Origin of the sequence: Streptomyces sp. NPDC014864 (genome assembly GCF_043081525.1) — a bacterium.
Lineage (GTDB): Bacteria > Actinomycetota > Actinomycetes > Streptomycetales > Streptomycetaceae > Streptomyces.
In genome coordinates this window covers 1-20193 of the sequence record NZ_JBIBWT010000018.1, presented here as the reverse complement: position 1 = coordinate 20193, position 20193 = coordinate 1, and the positions used below count along the sequence as shown (strand labels likewise).

Annotated in this window: 20 protein-coding genes; 5 read left to right on the top strand and 15 right to left on the bottom strand. The window is 68.5% G+C overall.

Going from position 1 to position 20193, the window contains the following annotated elements:
* Positions 1-84: 84 nt before the first annotated feature.
* The 3 genes from ACF1A5_RS27295 to ACF1A5_RS27285 all read right to left on the bottom strand — a co-directional run bounded on the left by ACF1A5_RS27295 (position 85) and on the right by ACF1A5_RS27285 (position 2066).
* A complete protein-coding gene (locus ACF1A5_RS27295) occupies positions 85-279 on the bottom strand; it encodes a hypothetical protein (RefSeq protein ID WP_392195535.1) in 195 nt (64 codons plus the stop codon).
* A gap of 584 nt (positions 280-863) precedes the next feature.
* On the bottom strand, positions 864-1349 hold the full coding sequence (locus tag ACF1A5_RS27290; protein ID WP_392195534.1) for an iron chaperone: 486 nt from the start codon (positions 1347-1349) through the stop codon (positions 864-866).
* 51 nt (positions 1350-1400) lie between these two features.
* The gene (locus ACF1A5_RS27285) at positions 1401-2066 is read right to left on the bottom strand and encodes a glyoxalase (protein WP_392195533.1); all 666 of its coding nucleotides are present in this window, start codon (positions 2064-2066) and stop codon (positions 1401-1403) included.
* A 372-nt stretch (positions 2067-2438) separates the two neighbouring features.
* On the opposite strand from ACF1A5_RS27285, the gene ACF1A5_RS27280 reads away from it, so the two are divergent.
* On the top strand, positions 2439-2861 hold the full coding sequence (locus ACF1A5_RS27280; RefSeq protein WP_392195532.1) for a PPOX class F420-dependent oxidoreductase: 423 nt from the start codon (positions 2439-2441) through the stop codon (positions 2859-2861).
* A 39-nt stretch (positions 2862-2900) separates the two neighbouring features.
* Positions 2901-3056: a hypothetical protein gene (locus ACF1A5_RS27275; RefSeq protein ID WP_392195531.1), complete on the top strand. Its 156-nt coding sequence runs from the start codon at positions 2901-2903 to the stop codon at positions 3054-3056.
* A gap of 273 nt (positions 3057-3329) precedes the next feature.
* On the opposite strand, the gene ACF1A5_RS27270 is transcribed toward ACF1A5_RS27275, so the two are convergent.
* The 6 genes from ACF1A5_RS27270 to ACF1A5_RS27245 all read right to left on the bottom strand — a co-directional run bounded on the left by ACF1A5_RS27270 (position 3330) and on the right by ACF1A5_RS27245 (position 8454).
* Positions 3330-3986 carry a hypothetical protein gene (locus tag ACF1A5_RS27270; RefSeq protein WP_392195530.1) on the bottom strand — a complete coding sequence of 219 codons (657 nt, stop codon included), beginning with the start codon at positions 3984-3986 and terminating at the stop codon, positions 3330-3332.
* A 173-nt stretch (positions 3987-4159) separates the two neighbouring features.
* Complete coding sequence (locus ACF1A5_RS27265; protein WP_392195529.1) at positions 4160-5611, bottom strand: membrane-associated oxidoreductase; 1452 nt, start codon at positions 5609-5611, stop codon at positions 4160-4162.
* Between the two features lie 181 nt (positions 5612-5792).
* On the bottom strand, positions 5793-6581 hold the full coding sequence (locus ACF1A5_RS27260; RefSeq protein ID WP_392195646.1) for an ArsR/SmtB family transcription factor: 789 nt from the start codon (positions 6579-6581) through the stop codon (positions 5793-5795).
* A gap of 502 nt (positions 6582-7083) precedes the next feature.
* On the bottom strand, positions 7084-7659 hold the full coding sequence (locus ACF1A5_RS27255; protein ID WP_392195528.1) for a YdeI family protein: 576 nt from the start codon (positions 7657-7659) through the stop codon (positions 7084-7086).
* A gap of 82 nt (positions 7660-7741) precedes the next feature.
* On the bottom strand, positions 7742-8065 hold the full coding sequence (locus tag ACF1A5_RS27250; protein WP_392195527.1) for a putative quinol monooxygenase: 324 nt from the start codon (positions 8063-8065) through the stop codon (positions 7742-7744).
* A gap of 2 nt (positions 8066-8067) precedes the next feature.
* Positions 8068-8454 carry a VOC family protein gene (locus ACF1A5_RS27245; protein WP_392195526.1) on the bottom strand — a complete coding sequence of 129 codons (387 nt, stop codon included), beginning with the start codon at positions 8452-8454 and terminating at the stop codon, positions 8068-8070.
* Between the two features lie 62 nt (positions 8455-8516).
* On the opposite strand from ACF1A5_RS27245, the gene ACF1A5_RS27240 reads away from it, so the two are divergent.
* Together ACF1A5_RS27240 and ACF1A5_RS27235 are read left to right on the top strand one after the other, a co-directional pair.
* Positions 8517-9482, top strand: a complete 966-nt coding sequence (locus tag ACF1A5_RS27240) for a helix-turn-helix transcriptional regulator (RefSeq protein ID WP_392195525.1) — start codon at positions 8517-8519, stop codon at positions 9480-9482.
* A gap of 88 nt (positions 9483-9570) precedes the next feature.
* Positions 9571-9750, top strand: a complete 180-nt coding sequence (locus tag ACF1A5_RS27235; protein ID WP_392195524.1) for a hypothetical protein — start codon at positions 9571-9573, stop codon at positions 9748-9750.
* Here the strand turns inward: ACF1A5_RS27235 and ACF1A5_RS27230 are convergent.
* The 6 genes from ACF1A5_RS27230 to kdpF all read right to left on the bottom strand — a co-directional run bounded on the left by ACF1A5_RS27230 (position 9745) and on the right by kdpF (position 17592).
* On the bottom strand, positions 9745-12291 hold the full coding sequence (locus ACF1A5_RS27230) for a DUF4118 domain-containing protein (protein WP_392195523.1): 2547 nt from the start codon (positions 12289-12291) through the stop codon (positions 9745-9747). The genes ACF1A5_RS27235 and ACF1A5_RS27230 overlap by 6 nt on opposite strands.
* 2 nt (positions 12292-12293) lie before the next feature.
* Entirely contained in the window at positions 12294-12977 is a 684-nt protein-coding gene (locus ACF1A5_RS27225; RefSeq protein ID WP_392195522.1) for a response regulator, read from the bottom strand.
* A gap of 94 nt (positions 12978-13071) precedes the next feature.
* Positions 13072-13686 carry a potassium-transporting ATPase subunit KdpC gene (gene kdpC, locus ACF1A5_RS27220; RefSeq protein ID WP_392195521.1) on the bottom strand — a complete coding sequence of 205 codons (615 nt, stop codon included), beginning with the start codon at positions 13684-13686 and terminating at the stop codon, positions 13072-13074.
* Between the two features lie 5 nt (positions 13687-13691).
* The gene (gene kdpB, locus ACF1A5_RS27215) at positions 13692-15788 is read right to left on the bottom strand and encodes a potassium-transporting ATPase subunit KdpB (protein WP_392195520.1); all 2097 of its coding nucleotides are present in this window, start codon (positions 15786-15788) and stop codon (positions 13692-13694) included.
* A gap of 44 nt (positions 15789-15832) precedes the next feature.
* Positions 15833-17494, bottom strand: coding sequence for a potassium-transporting ATPase subunit KdpA (kdpA, locus tag ACF1A5_RS27210; RefSeq protein WP_392195519.1), 1662 nt, complete (start codon positions 17492-17494; stop codon positions 15833-15835).
* Positions 17495-17502: 8 nt separating this feature from the next.
* On the bottom strand, positions 17503-17592 hold the full coding sequence (gene kdpF, locus ACF1A5_RS27205) for a K(+)-transporting ATPase subunit F (RefSeq protein WP_392195518.1): 90 nt from the start codon (positions 17590-17592) through the stop codon (positions 17503-17505).
* A 502-nt stretch (positions 17593-18094) separates the two neighbouring features.
* On the opposite strand from kdpF, the gene ACF1A5_RS27200 reads away from it, so the two are divergent.
* Positions 18095-20044 carry an amino acid transporter gene (locus tag ACF1A5_RS27200; RefSeq protein WP_392195517.1) on the top strand — a complete coding sequence of 650 codons (1950 nt, stop codon included), beginning with the start codon at positions 18095-18097 and terminating at the stop codon, positions 20042-20044.
* Positions 20045-20193: the final 149 nt, after the last annotated feature.

Sequence of the window (20193 nt, the reverse complement as noted above, 5' to 3'; positions counted from 1 at the left end):
CTGTCTCCAGCAGGGGGCCGACCAGGTACGCGGCGTCGCACACCTCGCGGGCCGCACCCGGACGGTCGAAGGGCAGGTCCCGGGTCAGACCGCGCCCGCGCGGTGCAGGCAGTCCGTGCCACCGGCGGTCTCAGCGAGGGCGCGGCCCACGCGCTCGCCGAGCGCGGTGGTCCAAGCCTCCAGCGCGCCCTCGGACCAGAACAGCTCCAGCGCCCGGACGGCGGTGACGCACGTGTGGTTGTAGCCGCGGAAGTGCCGTTGTGCTTGCCGGGCTTCCACACGTCGTGATCGGGGCGCATCAGCGTGAGGGCCATGGCAGTCCCGTACCCGCTGATGGACTGGGACAGGCAGATGAAGTCGCAAGTGATTCCGGCCGGTTCGAAGGAGAACAATGGTCCGATGCTCCCGCAGCCCATCTGGATATGGTCCACCACGAGCAGCGTGCCGTGCTCCCCCGGGCCCAGGGGGCCAGGGACTGTCTTCAGTTTTGATCAAGCTGAGGAATGGGCGCGGGTCCTGTAGGACTGTGGTGTGACGCGGAGACGCAACTCACCGGCAAAGAGTGGGAGTTCCTCGGGACCGTTCCTGTCGGTCGGCAGGTCCGGCCCGTACCCCGAGCGGCTGCGGGATCAGTTCGAGGGCGTGACCCAGCGGTTCCGCACAGGCGGCATGGGACCCGAACCTGCGCACAATCCCGGGCCGCGGCATCGGCCTTGCCTTCGAGGATGGAACCCCAATGCCCGTCGCGAACCCACCGCGCCGCGCCCTATGCGGTCGTCACCTCCCGCCTGGTCTACCGGTGGATGGACGACAAGACGGCCACGACTCGGTCGCTCTCGCCGCCGGTTCTGCCCCGGCCGGCCTCAGCCCACCGCCTTCTTGACAAGCGCGCTGATACGCTCTTCGTCGGCCGTGGTCAGCTCCCTCACGGCGTAAGCGGTCGACCACATGGTGCCGTCGTCGAGTGCCGCTTGGTCGCTGAAGCCGAGCGTGGCGTACCTCGACTTGAACTTCTCCGCGCTCTGGAAGTGGCAGAGGACCTTGCCGTCTCTGGAGTACGCGGGCATCCCGTACCAGAGCTTGGGAGTCAGGTCCGGAGCGGCGGTCTTGATGATCTCGTGGATCCGCTCGGCGAGCACGCGGTCCGCCTCCGGCATCTCGGCGATCTTCGCGAGCACGTCCCGCTCCGCCGCCGCCTCCTTCTCCGCCCGGGACGAACCGCGCCGCGCCGCCGCCTTCTTCTCCTCGCGTGCGTGCTCCTTCATCGCCGCCCGCTCCTCGGCGGTGAATCCGTCGTACTTCTCGGTGGTCGTGCCGGAGTCCTCGGGGGACGACTTCGTGGACGGCATGGCAGTTTCCTCTCGTACAGGGTGGGGCGGGGCGGGAGTGCGGGCCGGACGTCAGGACGGCGTCGGCGCGAGCGACGCGGCAGCCTCCCAGACGAACCCGTCGGGGTCGGTGAAGGTGCCGACGGTGCTGCCGAGGACGATGCGGTGCGAGTCGGTGCCGTCGGCGGGGACTCCGAGGTCCTTGGCAAGGGCACGGCGCTTGTACAGCGCCAGCTTGACGGGGCTGGACTGACCGGGGGCGAACTCGGCGTACTTGCCACCGAAGCTCTTGGCCACGGTCAGGCCCCGGCCGACGTAGAACTGCTTGGCGGCCTTCACGTCCTCGACGCCGAGCAGCAGGACGACCTCATCGATCTCGCGGGTGGGGGGACCCGTGTCCTTCTTCGCCGAGGTCGCGATCTTCCAGATCGTCCCGTCCGGGGCCTGGACGACGCCGCCGTAGCCCCACAGCGACTTCGCGGCGGGCTTCAGTACCGTGGCGCCGGCGTCCATGGCCATGGCGACGAAGCTGTCGACGGTGGCCGGCCCGGACACAGTGAGCGCCAGAGTGAAGCCGCGGAATCCGGTGGAGTGCGCCTCGCACACCCGCAGGCGTACATACGTGTCCACACCGAAGGCGCTGTAGAAGCGGCGGGCGGCCTCAGGGTCGGCCACCTCAAGGGTGACGGACGCGAGGGCCGTGGCGGCTGCGGGGGAAGTGGTGGTTGCCATGACCATCACGCTAGGGCTGCGCGGCCGCCGGGGCTTCTCGATTCCTGACCGGTCTTGAAACTTGCCGCGCCACGCACGCCCGCATCCCCTCCACCTTGATAGCCGACCCCGCTCTCTTGGCGGTACGTGGACACGGGGAGAGCGGTTACCGCGCTCCGGGATGCCGGATACGGCGATGGGGTCCGGCGAGAGCAAGAGAAGCGGGCGCGCCAGATCCTCAGAGACCTCACTGCGACTGTGGGACGGCGCCGTTCGCCCACACGGGCACCATCTGGTCGGCGAGCGTCGTGCGACAGCTCCTCTCGCGTGAAATGTGACAGCGTGTACGAGGTCACAGCAGACCGGTCTCCGACAAATACGGCTATCGAGGAGAGCACGATGTCGAAGCCTCCGCTTACCCCCGATGCGATCGCCATGATCAAAAAGGCCAATCCAGCGGTCATCAGCACACTCCGGCCGGATGGTCAGCCCGTCTCCACCGCCACCTGGTACCTGTGGGAGGACGACGGCCGCATCCTGGTCAACATGGACGAGGGCCGCAAGCGCCTGGACCATATGCGCAACGATCCACGGGTCGCCCTCACGGTGCTGGACGAAGCCAACTGGTACAACCACATCAGCCTCATCGGCCGGGTCGCCAAGATGCGAAACGACTCAGACCTCGCCGATATCGACCGGCTCAGCCAGCAGTACACCGGCAAGCCCTACGCGCAACGAGACCGGGCGCGGGTCAGCGCCTGGATCGAGATCGAGCGCTGGCACGGCTGGGGCGCGTACAAGGACAGCAGCCAGGCGGGCTGATCAGCGTCCGGCCCTCCTGAGGTACACGACGCCCCGCACATGCTGCTGGACGCGGTCGTGGCCGCCGCAGCCTTCCGCAGTTCGCGGACCGCCGCGGACCGGGTCACTCGCGCGCCGATGCACTCAGCGGCCAACGAGAAGGGCGCCATCGAAGGCAAGCCCGGCCGGTGGCATGGCATGCCGTTCGCATGGTGACGTCAGTCTCGGCGCAGTTGCAGGAGCATCGCGTCGTACTGGGGTGCGTCCGGGAACGGGAGGACGTCGCTGTACCAGGACCAAAAGCGTGATGGGCAGCGCCGGCCAGTCCGGTGAGCTCGGCCGGCCTGAGGAACGGCGGCCAGGCGTCCTCGCCCAGTGCCGTGACCGCATGGGTTCGCCGGGTCGCCGGTTGGGACGGGTGACCCGGTGTGCTCTCGGCGCGGTAGGGGCACGGTCATCAGCCTGGCGGCGGCTGAGGCCGATCCGCTCCTATGACCGCGGTGTGCTGTCCGAGCGCCACGTGGTGAGACGAGGATGCCCCGGCAGTTCGGCGCGGCCGGTGGCCCACAACAGGGTGAGCCAGGGATCCGCGCCGCCCGGAGCCTCTGGAAACAGACGGGCGAGCACCCGCGAGCAGAGAGCGGGGGGCGGGGTCCAGGCAAGCCCGAAGCCTTCCGCCAGGTCGTGCATGTGTACCAGTGTCTCTTGCACCCCGAGCGCCGCGAAGCCTTCGGGGTCCGACACCCCGGCGGCGTGGTGGGCGCGGACCCGACGCGGCGTGGTACGCACCATGGCGACCAGCAGCGCGCCGCACGCCTCCAGCACCTGCACCAGGCCGGCCGGACCCGCATCACGGTCCGCGAAGAGGAAGACCGCGGGTCCGTCCGGCCTCTTCCGGCTCAACGCGAAAGGCACATGGGTGTCCAGCGGCGGGCTCGGCGGCCCCAGCTGCACGGCGTAGTAGAACAGGTCGTTGGCGAGGTGCTCGGCGGTCTCCCAGCAGTCCCACTCCAGCGAACCGGCCCTACCGCCCCACCCCTCCGCGGGTGCGTCCCGAAGGGTGCCCACGGCGAGCCGCACGGCGAGGTCGACGTCGTCCGCGGTGACAGGAGACAAGACCGATCCGGTTTCGACTGATCGAGACATGGCAGCACCGTAGCGCGAGGGAGGAGGGCAACCCCTTCCAGCTAGTGCCGCATCAGGCAACGTTCGCCCTGTCGTGGCGCGTCGCTCGGTTGCCCCGTGCGCGGCACCGATTGACCGTACTACCGCCGGACACGCTGGAGCACCGCTCGACAGAGAGCGTGAATGAGCGGGCGCTATTGGCGGCTGAGGGTGCGTGTGATCCCGGCGGCAACAGTGGTGGCGAGAACCCACCCGACGGCGATCAGTAGGTAGGAGAACCACTGGTAAACGCCGGTGGGTGCGAAGGCACTCTGCTGACCGAAGTCGACGATCGGCAGCAGGAGGTCCAGGGTATAGATGGGGGCATTGAACTGAGGACCTTTGCCCTTCTCGACTGGGGGTGGTTGGTGGGTTCCATACGCGACTGAGCCCAGAATGAGCAGGGCAAGGAGCCAGCTAGCGGCACGGGTGGGACGGAAGCCATAGCCCACGGTCGCATCCTGGAGACAACCCCATAGCTTGGCGTACCAGGGAAGAGTGGTCCGGCGTCGACGCTGCTTGGCAAGTTGGACGGTGCGGGCGTCGGCGTCATCACCGACGCGGCGGTAGGAGGCCGCGAGCTGCTCGTAGCTGTGGGGGACGAACCCGTCCGCATCGCGCTGCAGCAACGCGATGCGGTCTGCGGCGGGAAGGCGCGGGGTAAGCGCCTCGTACGTCAGTCCCTCCAGGCGTACGGCGGCCGGCCAGACCTGCGGCGCCGCCTCGATGACCTTGAAGCTGGCGTAGTGCATTTTGACGTCGCCGGAGACTGGTTGTGCATCTCGTAGCGTCAGCTGGGTGGCTTGGCAACTGCTTATGCCCAGCGCAACGCCGCCGGGATTGCTGAGCTTGGCTTCGATGAAGGAGATCCAGCCTGCGACCTTGGCGCCGGTGAGCCTGACGCGGCCCTCGGCGGTGAGGCCACCGGCGTTGAGGACGGTTCCGAGGGTGAGTCGCGCGGCGTCGAGGGCATCGCCATTCGCGTTCTTGAGCTGGGCGTCTTCTAGATCGACTGCCCCTTCGACATGCGCGGTGCTGAGGCGGATCCCACCCAGTGTCACGAGGTGGGGTGCCCATACGTCGGCGCCGACAGAGGCGTGATCGAGTTGGAGCGCCCATCCGCCACCAGTTCCGAGATGCGCGTGGTCCAGGAATATTCCGCTGGAGATCTCGGCGTTGCTCAGCTGGACGCTTCCCGCTATCCGGCAGTTCGTGAGTCGGAGCGCGCCGTCGATGCGGACGGACCTGGCCGCCAGAGCAGGAAGGTAGGACCCGGTGAGGTCGAGTTGACGGGTCTGCGCCCCGTCGAGTTCCAAGGAGCGGCAGAAGTGACAGGAGGTCAGACGGATCGGGTGGTGTATCTCTGCGTGCTGGAGGTCGAGGACGCCGGTGATCCTCGCTCCGGCCACGCGCAGAGCAGGCGCCTCGCCGGGTTCGGATGAACCTCCCAGGAGGAGGGCCCGGATGACCTCAGCCCGTATCGTTCGTTCCGCGTCCTGAATTGTCGCGGGGTCCTCACTCTCGCCCCGTCGGACGTCGATCGCTACGCCGCTGGGGAACGCCTGCCAGATGCGACGTTCCAGAGGCGTCAGGTCTGTGCTGTCCATCCGCAGGACCTTATCCGTCGAGGCACTGCGATACAGGAGGAGCGGCTCCCTGGTCTCACAAGCGGCCCCGGCTCGCCCCTTTGTTGGAAGAGGGGACGGTCGGAATGATCAGGTGGCTGCGTCCTCCTCCTTCTGCGGTCGTGCGCAGAAGGAATGGGGGACGGCCTGTGTGGGCTCCGGCTCAGTCGTGTGCGCTGTACATCTCCCATGGCGCCTGCGGGAGGACCTCGCCGGTCTCCAGCAGCGACTTGAGGTTCGCCAGCACGGCCGGCCACCCGCGCGAAACCTCGCTGAGCATCTCCGGGTTGGCGAGATTCTCGTGGGTCACGGTGAGTCGGACGATGTCGTGGTGCGGTTCGACGAGAAAGGTGACAACCGACGACTCCCTCGGCGATTCGGCGTCAGAGGCGTCGTCGAAGGTGATGACCAGGCGTGTCGGCGGCTCGGCCTTGATGACTCGTCCGACGACGTCGACGGCGCCTGATCCGTCCGTGCGCCGATGCTCCCAGGTCGAGCCCTGCTGCCAGTCCGAGACGTTGGCGTGGCCCCAGTAGCGCGCCGTCAGGTCTGCGTCCGTCAGGGCATGCCACACCTGCTCCGCGTTTGCGCGGATGTAGGTGACGTAGACGTAGGTCGGCACGGACGTGGGTTCGCTGGTCATGGCGTACTCCTCTGCCTGGTTCTTGATGGCACTGATCGCTTGCAGGCGGGGTTTGTCGAACCCCGAGATCCAGCGCTCCTCGATCTCGTGGATGGGTGCCGGGTTGAGGTAGTGAAGGCGTTCCCGTCCGCGCCGTACGACGGTCACGAGGTTGGCCCGCTCGAGGAGGTCCAGATGCTGTGTCGCTGACTGGCGCGCCATGTCCAGGCGTTCGCACAGCTCGCTCAGCGTCTGGCCGTTGTGCTCGCGCAGACGGTCGAGCAGGAGTCGTCGGGTGGGGTCGGCCAGCGCTTTGAAGACCGAGTCCATCGCTCTCGCTTCGAGGCTCACACTCCGATTATGCAGGTAATTACCTGCGTAATCAACAGCGAGCGTCTTCAGCCTGATCTCAGGCCGATCAGCAGAGCCAGTCGTTGATCGCGGTGACGATGCTGGTGAGACAGGCGGCATCAGTACTCCGTCTCCCCGTGTCCCAGCGATCTCGTGTCCACGTGCGGTGATCGGAGCGTCGGCACCTGGCGATCGGTGGTGGTCCTGGCGAGCGCACCCCACACGTGCTCACCCTGAGGTCGCGCTGCCGTCCGCTGAGCGGTTGAGCGTGGATATGCCCCACAACTCGGCGATGCGGCCGTCCTGCACCCGGAAGATCTCCATCATCGAGGGGGAGGCTGTCCCTCAGCATCCGCAGGGATCCCATGCTCCGGAGCAGCCGCTCCCGCTTACTCGCGGCGATGAATCCGGCAACGGGCCGCCCCAACAAGGGCATCCCGTTCACCGGCAACGCCCAGGTGCACACTCCGGTCGGCGGGCCTCAGGGGTAGAGCTTCTTCTGCTCCGCCAGCATTGCCACATACTTCTCGATCCGCCGCACCCGGGTCTCGGGCTTCTTGGCGTCCTGAACGCGGTACAGGATCGCGTACCGGTTCTGGCCGTCCAGTGTCGCGAAGAACTCCGCAGCGGCGGGGTTCGCAGCGAGCGCCTCAGTCAGATCGTCCGGCACCGAGGCCCTCCTCCACCCGGCATACGCGGCGTCCCAGCGACCGTCCGCCTTGGCACGCTCGACTTCGGCAAGACCGGGCGGCCGCATACGTCCCTGTTCGAGCAGGGCTTCGGCCTTATCACGGTTTATCTTCGACCACTTACTCTTCGGCTTGCGCGGCGTGAGCCGCTGCAGCCAGTAGGAGTCGTCGAACCTGCCCTTCTGCCCGTCGATCCAGCCGTAACAAAGTGCAACGTCGAGGGCCTGTCCGTAATCCAGAGCCACGACGCCCGGAGTCTTCTTCCTGAGCTTCAGCCAGATGCCAGGCGAGGAGGAGTGATGCTCGTCCAGCCAGCGCTCGAATGCCTCAGCAGATTCGAACAGGATGATTTCCAAGTCGTCGGCCATCTCTCAGCTTTCCCCTCAGACGGTTTCGAGCAGGGAATGGGTTGTGCCGGGGCCCATGTTCCTACGGCCGGTGACTCGTTCCTCAGGGTCGGCCCTCGGTCGGGAGGCCCACCCCGCCCAGGACAGTGAGGTCCGTGCGGTGCGGCGGGGCCGACAGCAGGGCGAGGACGTCGGAGGGGGCGGGGCCGTCGACGGGAGCCGGAGCAGCGAGGGCGGCCTGGGCGCCGGCGTCGTCCTGCCAGACCTCGGCGACGTGGACCGTGTCCGGGTCTGCTCCGTCCTGGCTGATGAGGTAGATCTCGCAGCCTGGCAAGCCGCGAAGTCGCTCCGCGACTGTCAGCAGGAGGGCGGCGAGTTCGCCGCCCCTGCCCGGGTGCGCGGTCATGGTCATCAATCGGCCGATCATGTTCAGACCAAGGTGGAGATGCAGAACGGGTGGCCGGCGGGGTCCAGTAGGACCCTCCACCGATCGGGCTGAGGCTGGGTCGGAGCCTCGACAGCACCCAGGGCCACCAGGTGAGACTGCGCCGAATCCAGGTCGTCGACGCCCAGATCGATGTGGGCCTGCTTCTCCTGAGAGGGGCCCGGCCAGGTGGGGCGCTGGTAGTCGGCCAGCCGGTTGAACCCCAGTCCGGCCGACCCCTCCTGGCCGAGCAGGATGAAGTCGTCGCTGGAGTAGACGACGGGCAGGCCGAGGACGTCGCCGTAGAAGCGGGCCAGTTCGGCGGGATCCGGGCAGTCGAACGTGACGGCCGCGTAGCGGATCGCGGGCGCGGATGCGTTTCCGGTGCTCATGGCGAAGACGCTACGCCGGGACCAGGACGGATTCTGTCCTGGTCATAAGAGAGACTTCGGATGTGATCAGCACCTCCGCCCGCCTGCTGCGACTGGTCTCTCTGCTGTCCGCGCGGCCGTCGTGGACCTGCCGCGAGCTGGCCGGGCGGATGGAGGTCACCGAGCGCACCGTCCGCCGGGACATCGCCAGGCTGCGGGAACTCGGCTACGGCGTGGAATCCGAGCCCGGGCCGTGGGGTGGCTACCGTCTGGGCGGCGGCACCCGGGTGCCGCCGCTGGTCCTCGACGACGAGGAGGCACTCGCCGTGGCCGTCGCCCTGCGCGAGGCCGCGCTCAGCGGCGTCCTCGGCAGCGACCAGGCCTCGCTGTCCGCGCTGCTGAAACTGCGCCAGGGCCTGCCCCCGCGGGTCGCTGACCGGCTGGGCGAGTTGGACGCCGCGTTCGTGCACACACCCAGGCCCGACGAGCGGCAGATCGCGCCGGGCATGCTGCTGGAACTGGCCACCGTGTGCCGCCGGGGTGAGCGCACTCGCCTGTCGTACCGGGACCGGGAAGGAAAGGCCACCGTCCGGAATGTCGACCCGTACCGCCTCGTGCACACCGGACGCCGCTGGTACTTCGTCGCCCACGATGTGGCGCGGGACGAGTGGCGGACGTTCCGGGCCGACCGGGTGACGCAAGCGCAGCCAACGGGGCAGGTGGTGGAACTCGTCGACCCGCCCGACCCGGCACTTCTCGTCTCGCGAGGCATCGCCAGAGGCGCGTACCCGCTCTACGTGACGGTCCGCCTCCCGCTGTCCCTGGACCGGGCGCTGCGTCTGGTCCCGCCCACGGTCGGCACCCACCGCTCGGACGGACCCGGGGACACCATCGTCGAGATCGGCGGCCCTGACGCTGACGGTCTCGCCAAATACCTGCTCAGCCTGGGCACCCCGCTACGAGTGCTGTCCCCGGACGACGTGCGGCAGGCGCTGCTGCGCCGCGCCCGAGAACTGTTCGAGGACAACGGGGGCCGTCGGCTTTCGTAGGGGGTCACGCCGGGCATGAGCGCCGATCCCCTGGGCTGGCGGGGCCCAGAACGCCTGCTTGAGGACGTCGACCTCGCATTCCTCGCCCGTGTCCGAGGGGGTGGTGGGGCTGGTCGACCCGCGGCTGCGGGCCGTCTCGGACGGCACGGGCCGCGCGGACCGGCGGGTGGTCGAGGCCCTGCGCAAGGTCGTGGACGAGCAGACGGGCCCGGGAGCGTCGGGACGCGTTCTCGCGCCCGGGGCGCCGAGGAGGCCCGGCTGCTCATGACGTGACACCGGAGACTGGATCAGGTACCTCTGGGCGGCGTTGGGGTGCCGTCGGCAGGGTGAGGACCATGGTGAGGCCGCCGCCGGGGGTGTCCTCGGCGTTGAGGGTGCCGCCGATGGCCTCCGCGAAGCCGCGGGCGACCGCGAGGCCGAGGCCGACGCCGGCGCCGCGCGGTGAGTCGCCGTAGCGCTGGAACGGTTCGAAGATGCGGGACTTGGCCTCGTCCGGCACGCCGGGGCCGCGGTCCACGACCCGGACCTCCACGCGGTCGGCCATGGCACTGGCCGAGACGAGGACCGGCTCCCCCGGCGGGCTGTACTTGACCGCGTTCTCGACGACATTGGCGACCGAGCGTTCCAGCAGGCCACGGTCCACGTCGACCATCGGCAGGGTCTCCGGGATGTCCAGGTCGACGCTGTCCTCGGGCACGCCGCCGAGCGCCATGGGGATGACCTCGTCCAGGTCGGTCTCACGGATGATCGGTGTGACCGTGCCGGTCTGGAGGCGGGACATGTCCAGCAGGTTGCCGACGAGGTGGTCCAGGCGGTCGGCGCCCTCCTCGATGGCCGCCAGGAACTCCGCCTGGTCGGCCTCGGACCACTCGACGTCCTCCGAACGCAGGGAGGTGACCGCGGCCTTGATGCCGGCGAGCGGGGTGCGCAGGTCGTGGCTGACGGCAGCGAGCAGGGCGGTGCGGATGCGGTTGCCCTCGGCCAGGGCCTTCGCCTCGTCGGCCTTCTGCTCCAGCCGCCGGCGGTCCAGGACGACGGCGGCCTGTGCGGCGAAGGCGGCCAGCACCCGGCGGTCCTCGGCGGGCAGGACGCGGCCGGCAAGGGCCAGGGTCAGGTGGTCGCCGACCGGGACGTCCACGTCTGCTTCGTCGGGCGTGGCGCAGGGGCGGGGGCCGATGCTACCGGCGCGGGTCCAGGGAGCGACGTCGCTCTCGCGTTCCAGCAGGGCCGCCGATTCCATGTTGAAGGTCTCCCGGACCCTGTCCAGGAGACCTTCCAGGGTGTTCTCGCCCCGCAGGACGTTTCCGGCGAGGAAGGAGAGGATCTCCGATTCGGCGCGCAGCCTGGCGGCCTGGTGGGTGCGCCGGGCCGCCAGGTCCACCACCGAGGCCACCGACACGGCGACGCCGAAGAAGACGGCGATGGCGACGATGTTCTTCGGGTCGGCGATCGTCCAGGTGTGGACCGGTGGGGTGAAGTACCAGTTCAGGAGGACGGATCCGACCACCGCGGAGGCCAGTGCGGGTAGGAGGCCGCCGAGCAGGGCTGCCGTCACCGTCATGGTGAGGAAGAGCAGCATGTCGTTGGCGAGGCCGACCTGCGGGAGCAAACTGCTCAGCAGCCACGTCAGCAGCAGCGGTCCTGCGATGCCGGCCAGCCAGCCCCATATGAGCCGGGTCCGGCCGAGCCGTGCGCCCCGGGGTGTGACAGGCAGTCCGCGGCCCTTGCCCACTTCGGCGTGCGTGATGAGGTGGACGTCGAGGTCGGGGCCGGAGTCCCGTGCCACGGTGGCGCCGACCCCGGGCCCGAAGATGTACTGCCAGGCCTTGCGGCGGGAGACACCGAGGACGATCTGAGTGGCGTTGGCCCCGCGGGCGAAGTCCAGCAGGGCGGCCGGTATGTCGTCCCCGACGACCTGGTGGAAGGTACCGCCGAGGTCCTCCACGAGGGTGCGCTGGACGGCGAGTTCCTTCGGGGACGCGGAGGTCAGACCGTCGCTGCGGGAGATGTAGACGGCCAGGACTTCGCCGCCCGCGCCCTTCTCCGCCAGGCGTGCGGCGCGGCGGATGAGCGTACGGCCTTCCGGGCCCCCGGTCAGACCGACGACGATCCGCTCGCGCGAGCCCCAGATCGTGGAGACGCGGTGTTCGCTGCGGTACTCCTTCAGGTACGCGTCGACCCGGTCGGCCACCCACAGCAGAGCCAGCTCCCGCAGAGCGGTGAGGTTGCCGGGGCGGAAGTAGTTCGAGAGCGCCGCGTCGACCTTGTCCGGCTTGTAGACGTTGCCGTGTGCCATCCGGCGGCGCAGCGCCTGCGGGGACATGTCGACCAGCTCTATCTGGTCCGCGCGGCGCACGACCTCGTCGGGGACCGTCTCCTGCTGCCGTACGCCCGTGATGGACTCCACGACGTCGCCGAGCGACTCGAGGTGCTGGATGTTGACGGTGGTGACGACATCGATGCCGGCCGCGAGCAGTTCCTCGACGTCCTGCCAGCGCTTGGTGTTCCGGGAGCCGGGGACGTTGGTGTGCGCGAGTTCGTCGACGAGGGCCACCTGAGGGCGGCGGGCGAGGACGGCGTCCACGTCCAGTTCGGTGAAGACGCTGCCCCGGTACGCGATCTCCCTGCGCGGCACCCGCTCCAGGCCGTGCAGCATCACCTCGGTGCGCGGCCGGCCGTGGTGCTCCACGAAGGCGACGACGCAGTCGGTGCCCCGCTCGACCCGGCGGTGCCCTTCCGAGAGCATGGCGTAGGTCTTTCCGACGCCGGGTGCCGCGCCGAGATAGATCCGGAGTTTGCCGCGTGCCATGTTCACCCTTCGAAGCGGTAGCCCATGCCGGGCTCGGTGATCAGATAGCGGGGGTGGGAGGGATCTGCTTCCAGTTTGCGCCGCAGCTGGGCCATGTAGACACGCAGGTAGTTGGTCTTGTTGCTCTGAGTGACGCCCCACACGTCCTGGAGTAGCCGCTTCTGGGTGATCAGCCGGCCGGGGCTGGTCACCAGGATCTCCAGCAGGTGCCACTCGGTCGGGGTCAGGCGGACGTCCCGCCCCTGCCGTACGACCTTCTTCGCGAGGAAATCGATGGTGAAGTCGTCGGTCTCCACGCGCGTCGTCTCGGGGACGAGCGGTGTGTCCTCGGTGCGGCGGACGGCGGCGCGCAGCCGGGCGAGCAGTTCGTTCATGCTGAACGGCTTGGTGACGTAGTCGTCGGCGCCCGCGTCGAGCGCCGCGACCTTCTCGTCGGACGATTGACGGGCGGACAGGACCAGGATCGGGACGCGTGTCCAGCCCCGCAGGGCCGTGATGACGTCGACGCCGTCCATGTCGGGCAGACCGAGGTCGAGCAGGACCACGTCCGGCCGGTGGGCGGCGGCCAGGCGGAGCGCGGCGGCGCCGTCGGGGGCGGCGTCGACGTCGTACTGGCGTGCGCGGAGGTTGATCACAAGTGCCCGTACGAGCTGCGGGTCGTCCTCCACCACGAGCACCCTGGTCATGGAGGTCTGCCTTTCCTGTCCTCGTGACAGCGGGAGTCGGCGGACCGGGGTTCGTCCCGTCCCGTCGACGCCCGTGCACGATGCCGTCATCCCATCAGTGCTTGGCCGCGAGGTCCCTGAGTGCGATGTTGAGCTCCAGGACGTTGACGCGCGGCTCCCCCATGAAGCCGAGGTCGCGGCCCGTGACGTGGTCCTCGACCAGCTTCCGGACCTGCGCGCCGGGCAGCCCGTTGGCCTTGGCCACGCGGTCGGCCTGGATCCGCGCGTACGCCGGGGAGATGTCCGGATCGATCGCGGAGGCCGAGCCGGTCACCGCGTCCTTGGGGACCTCGGACCTGGGCACGCTGTTGAAGTCGGCGACCTGCTTCTCGGCGTTGTCGACCATCTGCACCAGCTTGGAATTGCTGGCGCTGAGCTGGCTGGAACCGGTGCTCAGGGGGTCGTAGCTGCTGTTGGACGGGCGGGGCTGGAACCACTTCGGGTCCGGCTTGTCGGTGCCCTTGATGTTCCAGCTCTGTCCGATCAGCTTGGAGCCCACCTCCTTGCCGTCGACCTTGAGGAGCGAGCCGTCGGCCTTGCTGTGGAAGGCGGCCTGGCCGATGCCGGTGACGACGAGGGGATAGACGATCCCGGTCACGACGGTGAGGGCGAGCAGCATGCGCAGTGCGGCCCACACCATTCGCCCGGTGTTCGCAAAAGAGTTGTTCATGTTCTTCACCCGATCCCGGGGATCAGCGAGATGAGCAGGTCGATGAGCTTGATGCCGAGGAACGGGGCGACCAGGCCGCCCAGGCCATAGATCGCGAGGTTGCGGCGGAGCATCTTGTCGGCGCTGACCGGCTTGTACTGCACGCCCTTCAGGGACAGCGGCACCAGCGCGATGATGATCAGCGCGTTGAAGACGACCGCGGAGAGGATCGCGGAGTCGGGCGAGGACAGGCGCATGATGTTCAGCTTGTCCAGGCCCGGGTAGACCGCCGCGAACAGCGCCGGGATGATCGCGAAGTACTTGGCGACGTCGTTGGCGATGGAGAACGTCGTCAGCGCGCCGCGCGTGATCAGCAGCTGCTTGCCGATCTCCACGATCTCGATCAGCTTGGTGGGATTGGAGTCGAGGTCGACCATGTTGCCGGCCTCCTTCGCGGCCGACGTGCCGGTGTTCATCGCCACGCCGACGTCCGCCTGGGCGAGGGCCGGGGCGTCGTTCGTGCCGTCACCGGTCATCGCGACCAGCTTGCCGCCTGCCTGCTCCCGCTTGATCAGGGCCATCTTGTCCTCGGGGGTGGCCTCGGCGAGGAAGTCGTCCACGCCCGCCTCCTCCGCGATCGCCTTCGCGGTCAGCGGGTTGTCACCCGTGATCATGATCGTCTTGATGCCCATGCGGCGCAGTTCCTCGAACCGCTCCCGCATGCCCTCCTTGACGACGTCCTTCAGATGGATGACACCGAGCACACGGGCACCTTCGCCGTCGGAGACGGCGACCAGCAGCGGAGTGCCGCCGGCCTCCGAAATCCGGTCGGTCAGCGCCCGGGCGTCTTCCGAGACCGTGCCGCCCCGCTCGTCGACCCAGGCGATGACCGAGGCCGTGGCGCCCTTGCGGACCATGCGGCCGTCCACGTCCACTCCCGACATGCGGGTCTGGGCAGTGAAGGCGATCCACTCGGCGCCGGCCAGTTCGCCCTGGGGGCGCTCGCGCAGCCCGTACCTCTCCTTCGCCAGGACCACGACGGACCGGCCTTCGGGCGTCTCGTCGGCCAGCGAGGACAGCTGCGCGGCGTCCGCGACCTCGGCCTCCGTCGTGCCGCGCACCGGCACGAACTCGGCGGCCTGCCGGTTGCCGAGGGTGATCGTGCCGGTCTTGTCCAGCAGGAGCGTCGACACGTCACCTGCCGCCTCGACCGCACGGCCCGACATCGCCAGGACGTTGCGCTGGACCAGACGGTCCATGCCCGCGATGCCGATGGCCGACAGCAGGGCGCCGATCGTCGTCGGTATGAGGCAGACCAGCAGGGCGACCAGCACGACCATGCTCAGCCTGGAACGCGCGTAGTCGGCGAACGGCGGCAGGGACGCCACCGCGAGCAGGAAGACGATCGTCAGCGAGGCGAGCAGTATGTTCAGCGCGATCTCGTTGGGCGTCTTCTGCCGGGCAGCACCCTCCACCAGGTTGATCATCCGGTCGATGAAAGTCTCACCGGGCTTGGTGGTGATCCTTATGACGATCCGGTCGGAAAGAACCTTCGTACCGCCCGTCACGGCCGAGCGGTCGCCGCCGGACTCGCGGATGACCGGCGCCGACTCGCCGGTGATGGCGGACTCGTCCACGGACGCGACCCCCTCGACGACGTCGCCGTCACCGGGGATGATGTCGCCGGCCTCGCAGACCACCAGGTCGCCCACGGTCAGCACAGTGCCGGGCACCTGCTCCTCCGAGCCGTCCTCCAGCAGCCGGCGCGCGACGGTATCGGTCTTGGCCTTGCGCAGGGTGTCGGCCTGCGCCCTGCCCCGGCCCTCGGCGACCGCCTCCGCCAGGTTGGCGAAGATCACGGTCAGCCACAGCCAGGCGCTGATGGTCCAGCCGAACCAGTCGCCCGGGTACTGGAAGGAGAACACCGTGGTCAGGACGGAGCCGACGAGGACCACGAACATCACGGGGGACTTGACCATCACCCGTGGGTCGAGCTTGCGGAAGGCGTCCGGGAGCGACTTGACCAGCTGCTTGGGGTCGAACAGTCCGCCGCCGACACGGCTTTCGGACGCTTTGTGCCCGGTCGGCGCGTCCTGGTGGGGCGCGAGGGTGGGAGTGGACATTGAGTCCTGCTTCTTGATCTCTGTATTCGAGGTGTTGATGGTCATCACGCCAACCCTTCGGCCAGCGGGCCCAGCGCGAGGGCGGGGAAGAACGTCAGACCGGCAATGATCAGGATCGCGCCCACCAGCAGACCGGTGAAGAGCGGCTTCTCGGTCCGCAGGGTGCCCGCGGTGGCCGGGATGGGCTGCTGCCCGGCGAGCGAGCCGGCCAGCGCCAGCACGAACACCATGGGCACGAAGCGCCCGAGCAGCATGCACAGGCCCAGCATCGTGTTGTGGTACTCGGTGTTCGCGGCGAATCCGGCGAACGCGGAGCCGTTGTTGTTGGACGCGGACGTGTAGGCGTACAGCACCTCGGAGAAGCCGTGCGCACCCACGTTCGTCATCGACGTCCGGCCCATCCCCAGCGCCATCGCCAGCGCCGTGCCGATCAGCACCAGGGCCGGGGTGACCAGGATGTAGCAGGCGGCCAGCTTGACCTCACGGGTGCCGAGCTTCTTGCCCAGGTACTCGGGCGTACGGCCGACCATGAGACCGGCGATGAACACCGCGATGATCGCCATGATCAGCATGCCGTACAGGCCCGAGCCGGTGCCGCCGGGCGCGATCTCGCCCAGCATCATGCCGAGAAGCAGCACCCCGCCGGACAGTCCGCCGAAGGAGTCGTGGAAGGAGTCCACGGAACCGGTGGAGGTCATCGTGGTCGACACGGCGAAGGCCGACGAGTTGCCCTCGCCGAAACGCTGCTCCTTGCCCTCCATCGCTCCGCCGGCCAGCTGGGAGGCGGTGCCCGGGTGTGCGTACTCCAGCCAGGTCACGGCGACCACGGCGAGGAGCCAGATGATGCCCATTGCCGCGAGGATCGCGTAGCCCTGCCTGACCGAGCCGACCATCGTGCCGAAGGTGCGCGGCAGCGAGAAGGGGATCACCAGCAGCAGGAAGATCTCCAGCCAGTTGGTGAAGCCGTCGGGGTTCTCGAAGGGGTGCGCGCTGTTGGCGTTGAAGAAGCCGCCGCCGTTGGTGCCCAGGTCCTTGATGGCCTCTTGCGATGCCACCGCGCCGGGGCTGATGGCCTGCCTCTGGCCGGTGAGGGTGGTGAGGTGGTGGATGTCGCCGAAGTTCTGGATGGCACCGCAGGCGATCAGAATCACGGCTGCGATCACGGAGAGCGGGATCAGGATGCGGACGGTGCAGCGCACCAGGTCGGCCCAGAAGTTGCCGAGGTCGCCGGTGCGGGACCGGGCGAAGCCGCGCACCAGTGCCACGGCCACGGCGATGCCGACCGCTGCGGAGACGAAGTTCTGCACGGCCAGGCCCATGGTCTGGGTGAGGTGGCTCATCGCCGTCTCACCCGCGTACGACTGCCAGTTCGTGTTGGACACGAAGGAGGCGGCCGTGTTGAACGCCTGGTCGGGGCTGATCGGCTTGAAGCCCAGCGACAGCGGCAGCTCGTCCTGCACCCGCTGGAGCAGGTAGAGGAACAGCACACTCACCGCGGAGAAGGCCAGTACCCCGCGCAGGTAGGCCGGCCAGCGCATCTCGGCGTCGGGGTTCGCGCCGACAGAGCGGTATATCCACCGCTCCACCCGCAGGTGCTTCCGGGACTGGAAGACGGCGGCCATGTAGTCGCCGAGGGGACGGTGCACCGACGCGAGTGCGCCGCCCAACGCCGTCACGAAGAGCACGTCAGCAAGTACGGGACCCATGTCTGTGCTCAGAACCTCTCCGGGAAGATCAAGGCGAGGATGAGATAACCCAGCAGGGCGACGGCCACGATCAGGCCGACAAGGTTCTCGGCGGTCACAGCTTCGTCACCCCCCTGGCGACGAGGGCCACCAGCGCGAAGACCGCGATCGTGATGGCGACGAAGGCCAGATCGGCCATCGTTAGCTCCTGGAGTGGTTCGGTGGAAAACTTGGACGCTTAGAGGAAAACGCCTGTCCAGCCGGATCCGGTCACCCGTTGACGACCCTCTTACGGCCCATCCCCCTGCTTTGACGGAACTCATACGGCAAGCGATCGGGGCCCCTCGGTAACCGGGGCAGATGATCACCGCAGTGAACCGCGCCGGGCACCGCCGGGTACTGACGCAGCATCGTCCGAGCACGCGCGCTGCATGGCCCCCTGAGCGCGACACGTGAAGGAGTTGCCTTCTTGGCTCCCGGTCTTAACGGAAGCTTGATGCGCTCGGTGAGATCGCTCATGGGCCCCGGGGTCACTCTGGTGATTGGCTGCCGGTGCCGCCGTCCGCAGACGGCCGGACCCCCGCACTGAGCCGCTGAGTCGCACACCAGGAGAGCACCTCGATGGCCACCACAGAACACCCGCCGCCGAGCCGATTGCGGACGTGGATGCTGGAAGGCCTGTCCGACATGGCGGGGCACCAGCAGGGGCCGTACGCCAAGGCGGAAGCACCCCACAAGGGCCAGCGCTGGTATCGCGTGATGTGCCTGACCGGTGTCGACTACTTCTCCACGCTCGGTTACCAGCCGGGCATCGCGGCCCTCGCGGCCGGTCTGCTCTCCCCCATCGCCACGCTCGTCCTCGTCGTTGTCACCCTGGCCGGTGCCCTGCCCGTGTACCGCCGGGTGGCCGAGGAGAGTCCGCACGGCGAGGGGTCCATCGCGATGCTGGAGCGGCTGCTGTCCTTCTGGAAGGGCAAGCTGTTCGTCCTGACCCTGCTGGGCTTCGCCGCCACCGACTTCCTGATCACCATCACCCTGTCGGCCGCCGACGCCTCCACCCACCTGATCGAGAACCCGCACCTGACGAGCTTGCTGAACGGCCGGCAGATGTTGATCACGCTTGCGCTGGTGGCTCTGCTCGGCGCTGTGTTCCTCAAGGGCTTCCTGGAGGCGATCGGGGTCGCGGTCGCCCTTGTCGTCGTCTATCTCGGCCTGAACGCCGTGGTCGTGGTCGTCGGGCTGTGGCATGTCCTCACTGCCGAACACGTGGTCACGGACTGGACCAGCGCCCTGATCACCCAGCACGGCAATGTCCTCGCCATGATCGGCGTCTCCCTGCTGGTCTTCCCGAAGCTCGCCCTCGGCCTGTCCGGTTTCGAAACAGGTGTCGCCGTGATGCCGCACGTCCAGGGTGACGCGGGCGACACCGAGGAGAAGCCGAAGGGCCGCATCCGGGACACCAAGAAGCTGCTCACCACCGCCGCCCTGATCATGAGCGTCTTCCTGATCGCGACGAGCTTCATCACGACCGTCCTCATCCCGGCGAAGGAGTTCAGGGCCGGCGGCCAGGCGAACGGGCGCGCGCTGGCGTATCTGGCGCACGAGTACCTGGGCAACGCCTTCGGCACGGTCTACGACATCTCCACCATCGCCATCCTCTGGTTCGCCGGCGCCTCCGCCATGGCAGGCCTGCTCAACCTCATGCCGCGCTACCTGCCCCGCTACGGCATGGCCCCCCACTGGGCGCGTGCCGTCCGCCCGATGGTCATCGTCTTCACCCTGATCGCCTTCCTGGTCACCTGGATCTTCGACGCCAACGTCGACGCCCAGGGCGGGGCCTACGCCACCGGCGTGCTGGTCCTGATGTCGTCGGCGGCGATCGCGGTGACCATCGCCGCCCGCCGGGCCGCCCAGCAGGGCTGGACCGTCGCCTTCTCGGTCGTCTCTGCCGTCCTGATCTACGTAACGGTCGCGAACGTCATCGAGCGTCCGGACGGTGTCAAGATCGGTGCCTGCTTCATCGTCGGCATCATGCTGCTCTCCCTGCTGTCCCGCCTCGCCCGCGCCTTCGAACTGCGGGTGACGAACGTCGACCTCGACCCCATGGCGGAGCGTTTCATCCGGGACATGTCCCACCGCCGCATACGCTTCATCGCGAACAAGCCGGGACGACGGGACAAGGCCGCGTACCGCGCCAAGGCCGAGCAGATCCGCGCCGACAACGACCTCCCCGAGACGGAGGACTTCGTCTTCGCCGAGGTCACCATCACCGATCCCTCGGAGTTCGAGGCGGGTCTGACCGTGCGAGGCGAGGTCCTGCACGACCGTTATCGCGTCCTGACCCTGGAGCACTCCTCCGTCTCCAACGCCCTGGCGGCCCTCCTCCTGCACGCCCGGGACATGACGGGTTGCACCCCGCACATCTACTTCGAGTGGACCGAAGGGAACCCGTTCAACAACTTCCTGCGCTTCTTCCTCTTCGGCCAGGGCGAGGTGGCCCCGGTCACCCGAGAGGTCCTGCGCGAGGCGGAACCCAACCGCGCCCTTCGTCCCCGCGTTCACACCGGGTGAGAGCGACGCGGCAGCGCCCGCGTCAGGGCTCCGTCAAGATGCACCCTCGCCGCGCTAGGTGTATTGCCCTGTGAGGTTGGGGACGCGGCTGGCGGGTGGTTGGCCCTTGAGCGCGGTGTGTCCGCGGTGGTGATTGTAGGTGTGCAGCC

What these genes read in the sequence shown, in the direction of transcription:
- ACF1A5_RS27275 (WP_392195531.1), top strand. Translation starts at nt 2,901, where the DNA reads ATGCTGCTGGACGCGGTCGTGGCCGCCGCAGCCTTCCGCAGTTCGCGG.
- kdpC (WP_392195521.1), bottom strand. Translation starts at nt 13,686, where the DNA reads ATGAACAACTCTTTTGCGAACACCGGGCGAATGGTGTGGGCCGCACTG.
- ACF1A5_RS27250 (WP_392195527.1), bottom strand. Translation starts at nt 8,065, where the DNA reads ATGATCGGCCGATTGATGACCATGACCGCGCACCCGGGCAGGGGCGGC.
- ACF1A5_RS27290 (WP_392195534.1), bottom strand. Translation starts at nt 1,349, where the DNA reads ATGCCGTCCACGAAGTCGTCCCCCGAGGACTCCGGCACGACCACCGAG.
- ACF1A5_RS27260 (WP_392195646.1), bottom strand. Translation starts at nt 6,581, where the DNA reads ATGGACTCGGTCTTCAAAGCGCTGGCCGACCCCACCCGACGACTCCTG.
- ACF1A5_RS27200 (WP_392195517.1), top strand. Translation starts at nt 18,095, where the DNA reads ATGGCCACCACAGAACACCCGCCGCCGAGCCGATTGCGGACGTGGATG.
- ACF1A5_RS27285 (WP_392195533.1), bottom strand. Translation starts at nt 2,066, where the DNA reads ATGGTCATGGCAACCACCACTTCCCCCGCAGCCGCCACGGCCCTCGCG.
- ACF1A5_RS27270 (WP_392195530.1), bottom strand. Translation starts at nt 3,986, where the DNA reads ATGTCTCGATCAGTCGAAACCGGATCGGTCTTGTCTCCTGTCACCGCG.
- ACF1A5_RS27255 (WP_392195528.1), bottom strand. Translation starts at nt 7,659, where the DNA reads ATGGCCGACGACTTGGAAATCATCCTGTTCGAATCTGCTGAGGCATTC.
- ACF1A5_RS27265 (WP_392195529.1), bottom strand. Translation starts at nt 5,611, where the DNA reads ATGGACAGCACAGACCTGACGCCTCTGGAACGTCGCATCTGGCAGGCG.
- ACF1A5_RS27280 (WP_392195532.1), top strand. Translation starts at nt 2,439, where the DNA reads ATGTCGAAGCCTCCGCTTACCCCCGATGCGATCGCCATGATCAAAAAG.
- ACF1A5_RS27225 (WP_392195522.1), bottom strand. Translation starts at nt 12,977, where the DNA reads ATGACCAGGGTGCTCGTGGTGGAGGACGACCCGCAGCTCGTACGGGCA.
- ACF1A5_RS27245 (WP_392195526.1), bottom strand. Translation starts at nt 8,454, where the DNA reads ATGAGCACCGGAAACGCATCCGCGCCCGCGATCCGCTACGCGGCCGTC.
- kdpB (WP_392195520.1), bottom strand. Translation starts at nt 15,788, where the DNA reads ATGTCCACTCCCACCCTCGCGCCCCACCAGGACGCGCCGACCGGGCAC.
- ACF1A5_RS27230 (WP_392195523.1), bottom strand. Translation starts at nt 12,291, where the DNA reads ATGGCACGCGGCAAACTCCGGATCTATCTCGGCGCGGCACCCGGCGTC.
- kdpA (WP_392195519.1), bottom strand. Translation starts at nt 17,494, where the DNA reads ATGGGTCCCGTACTTGCTGACGTGCTCTTCGTGACGGCGTTGGGCGGC.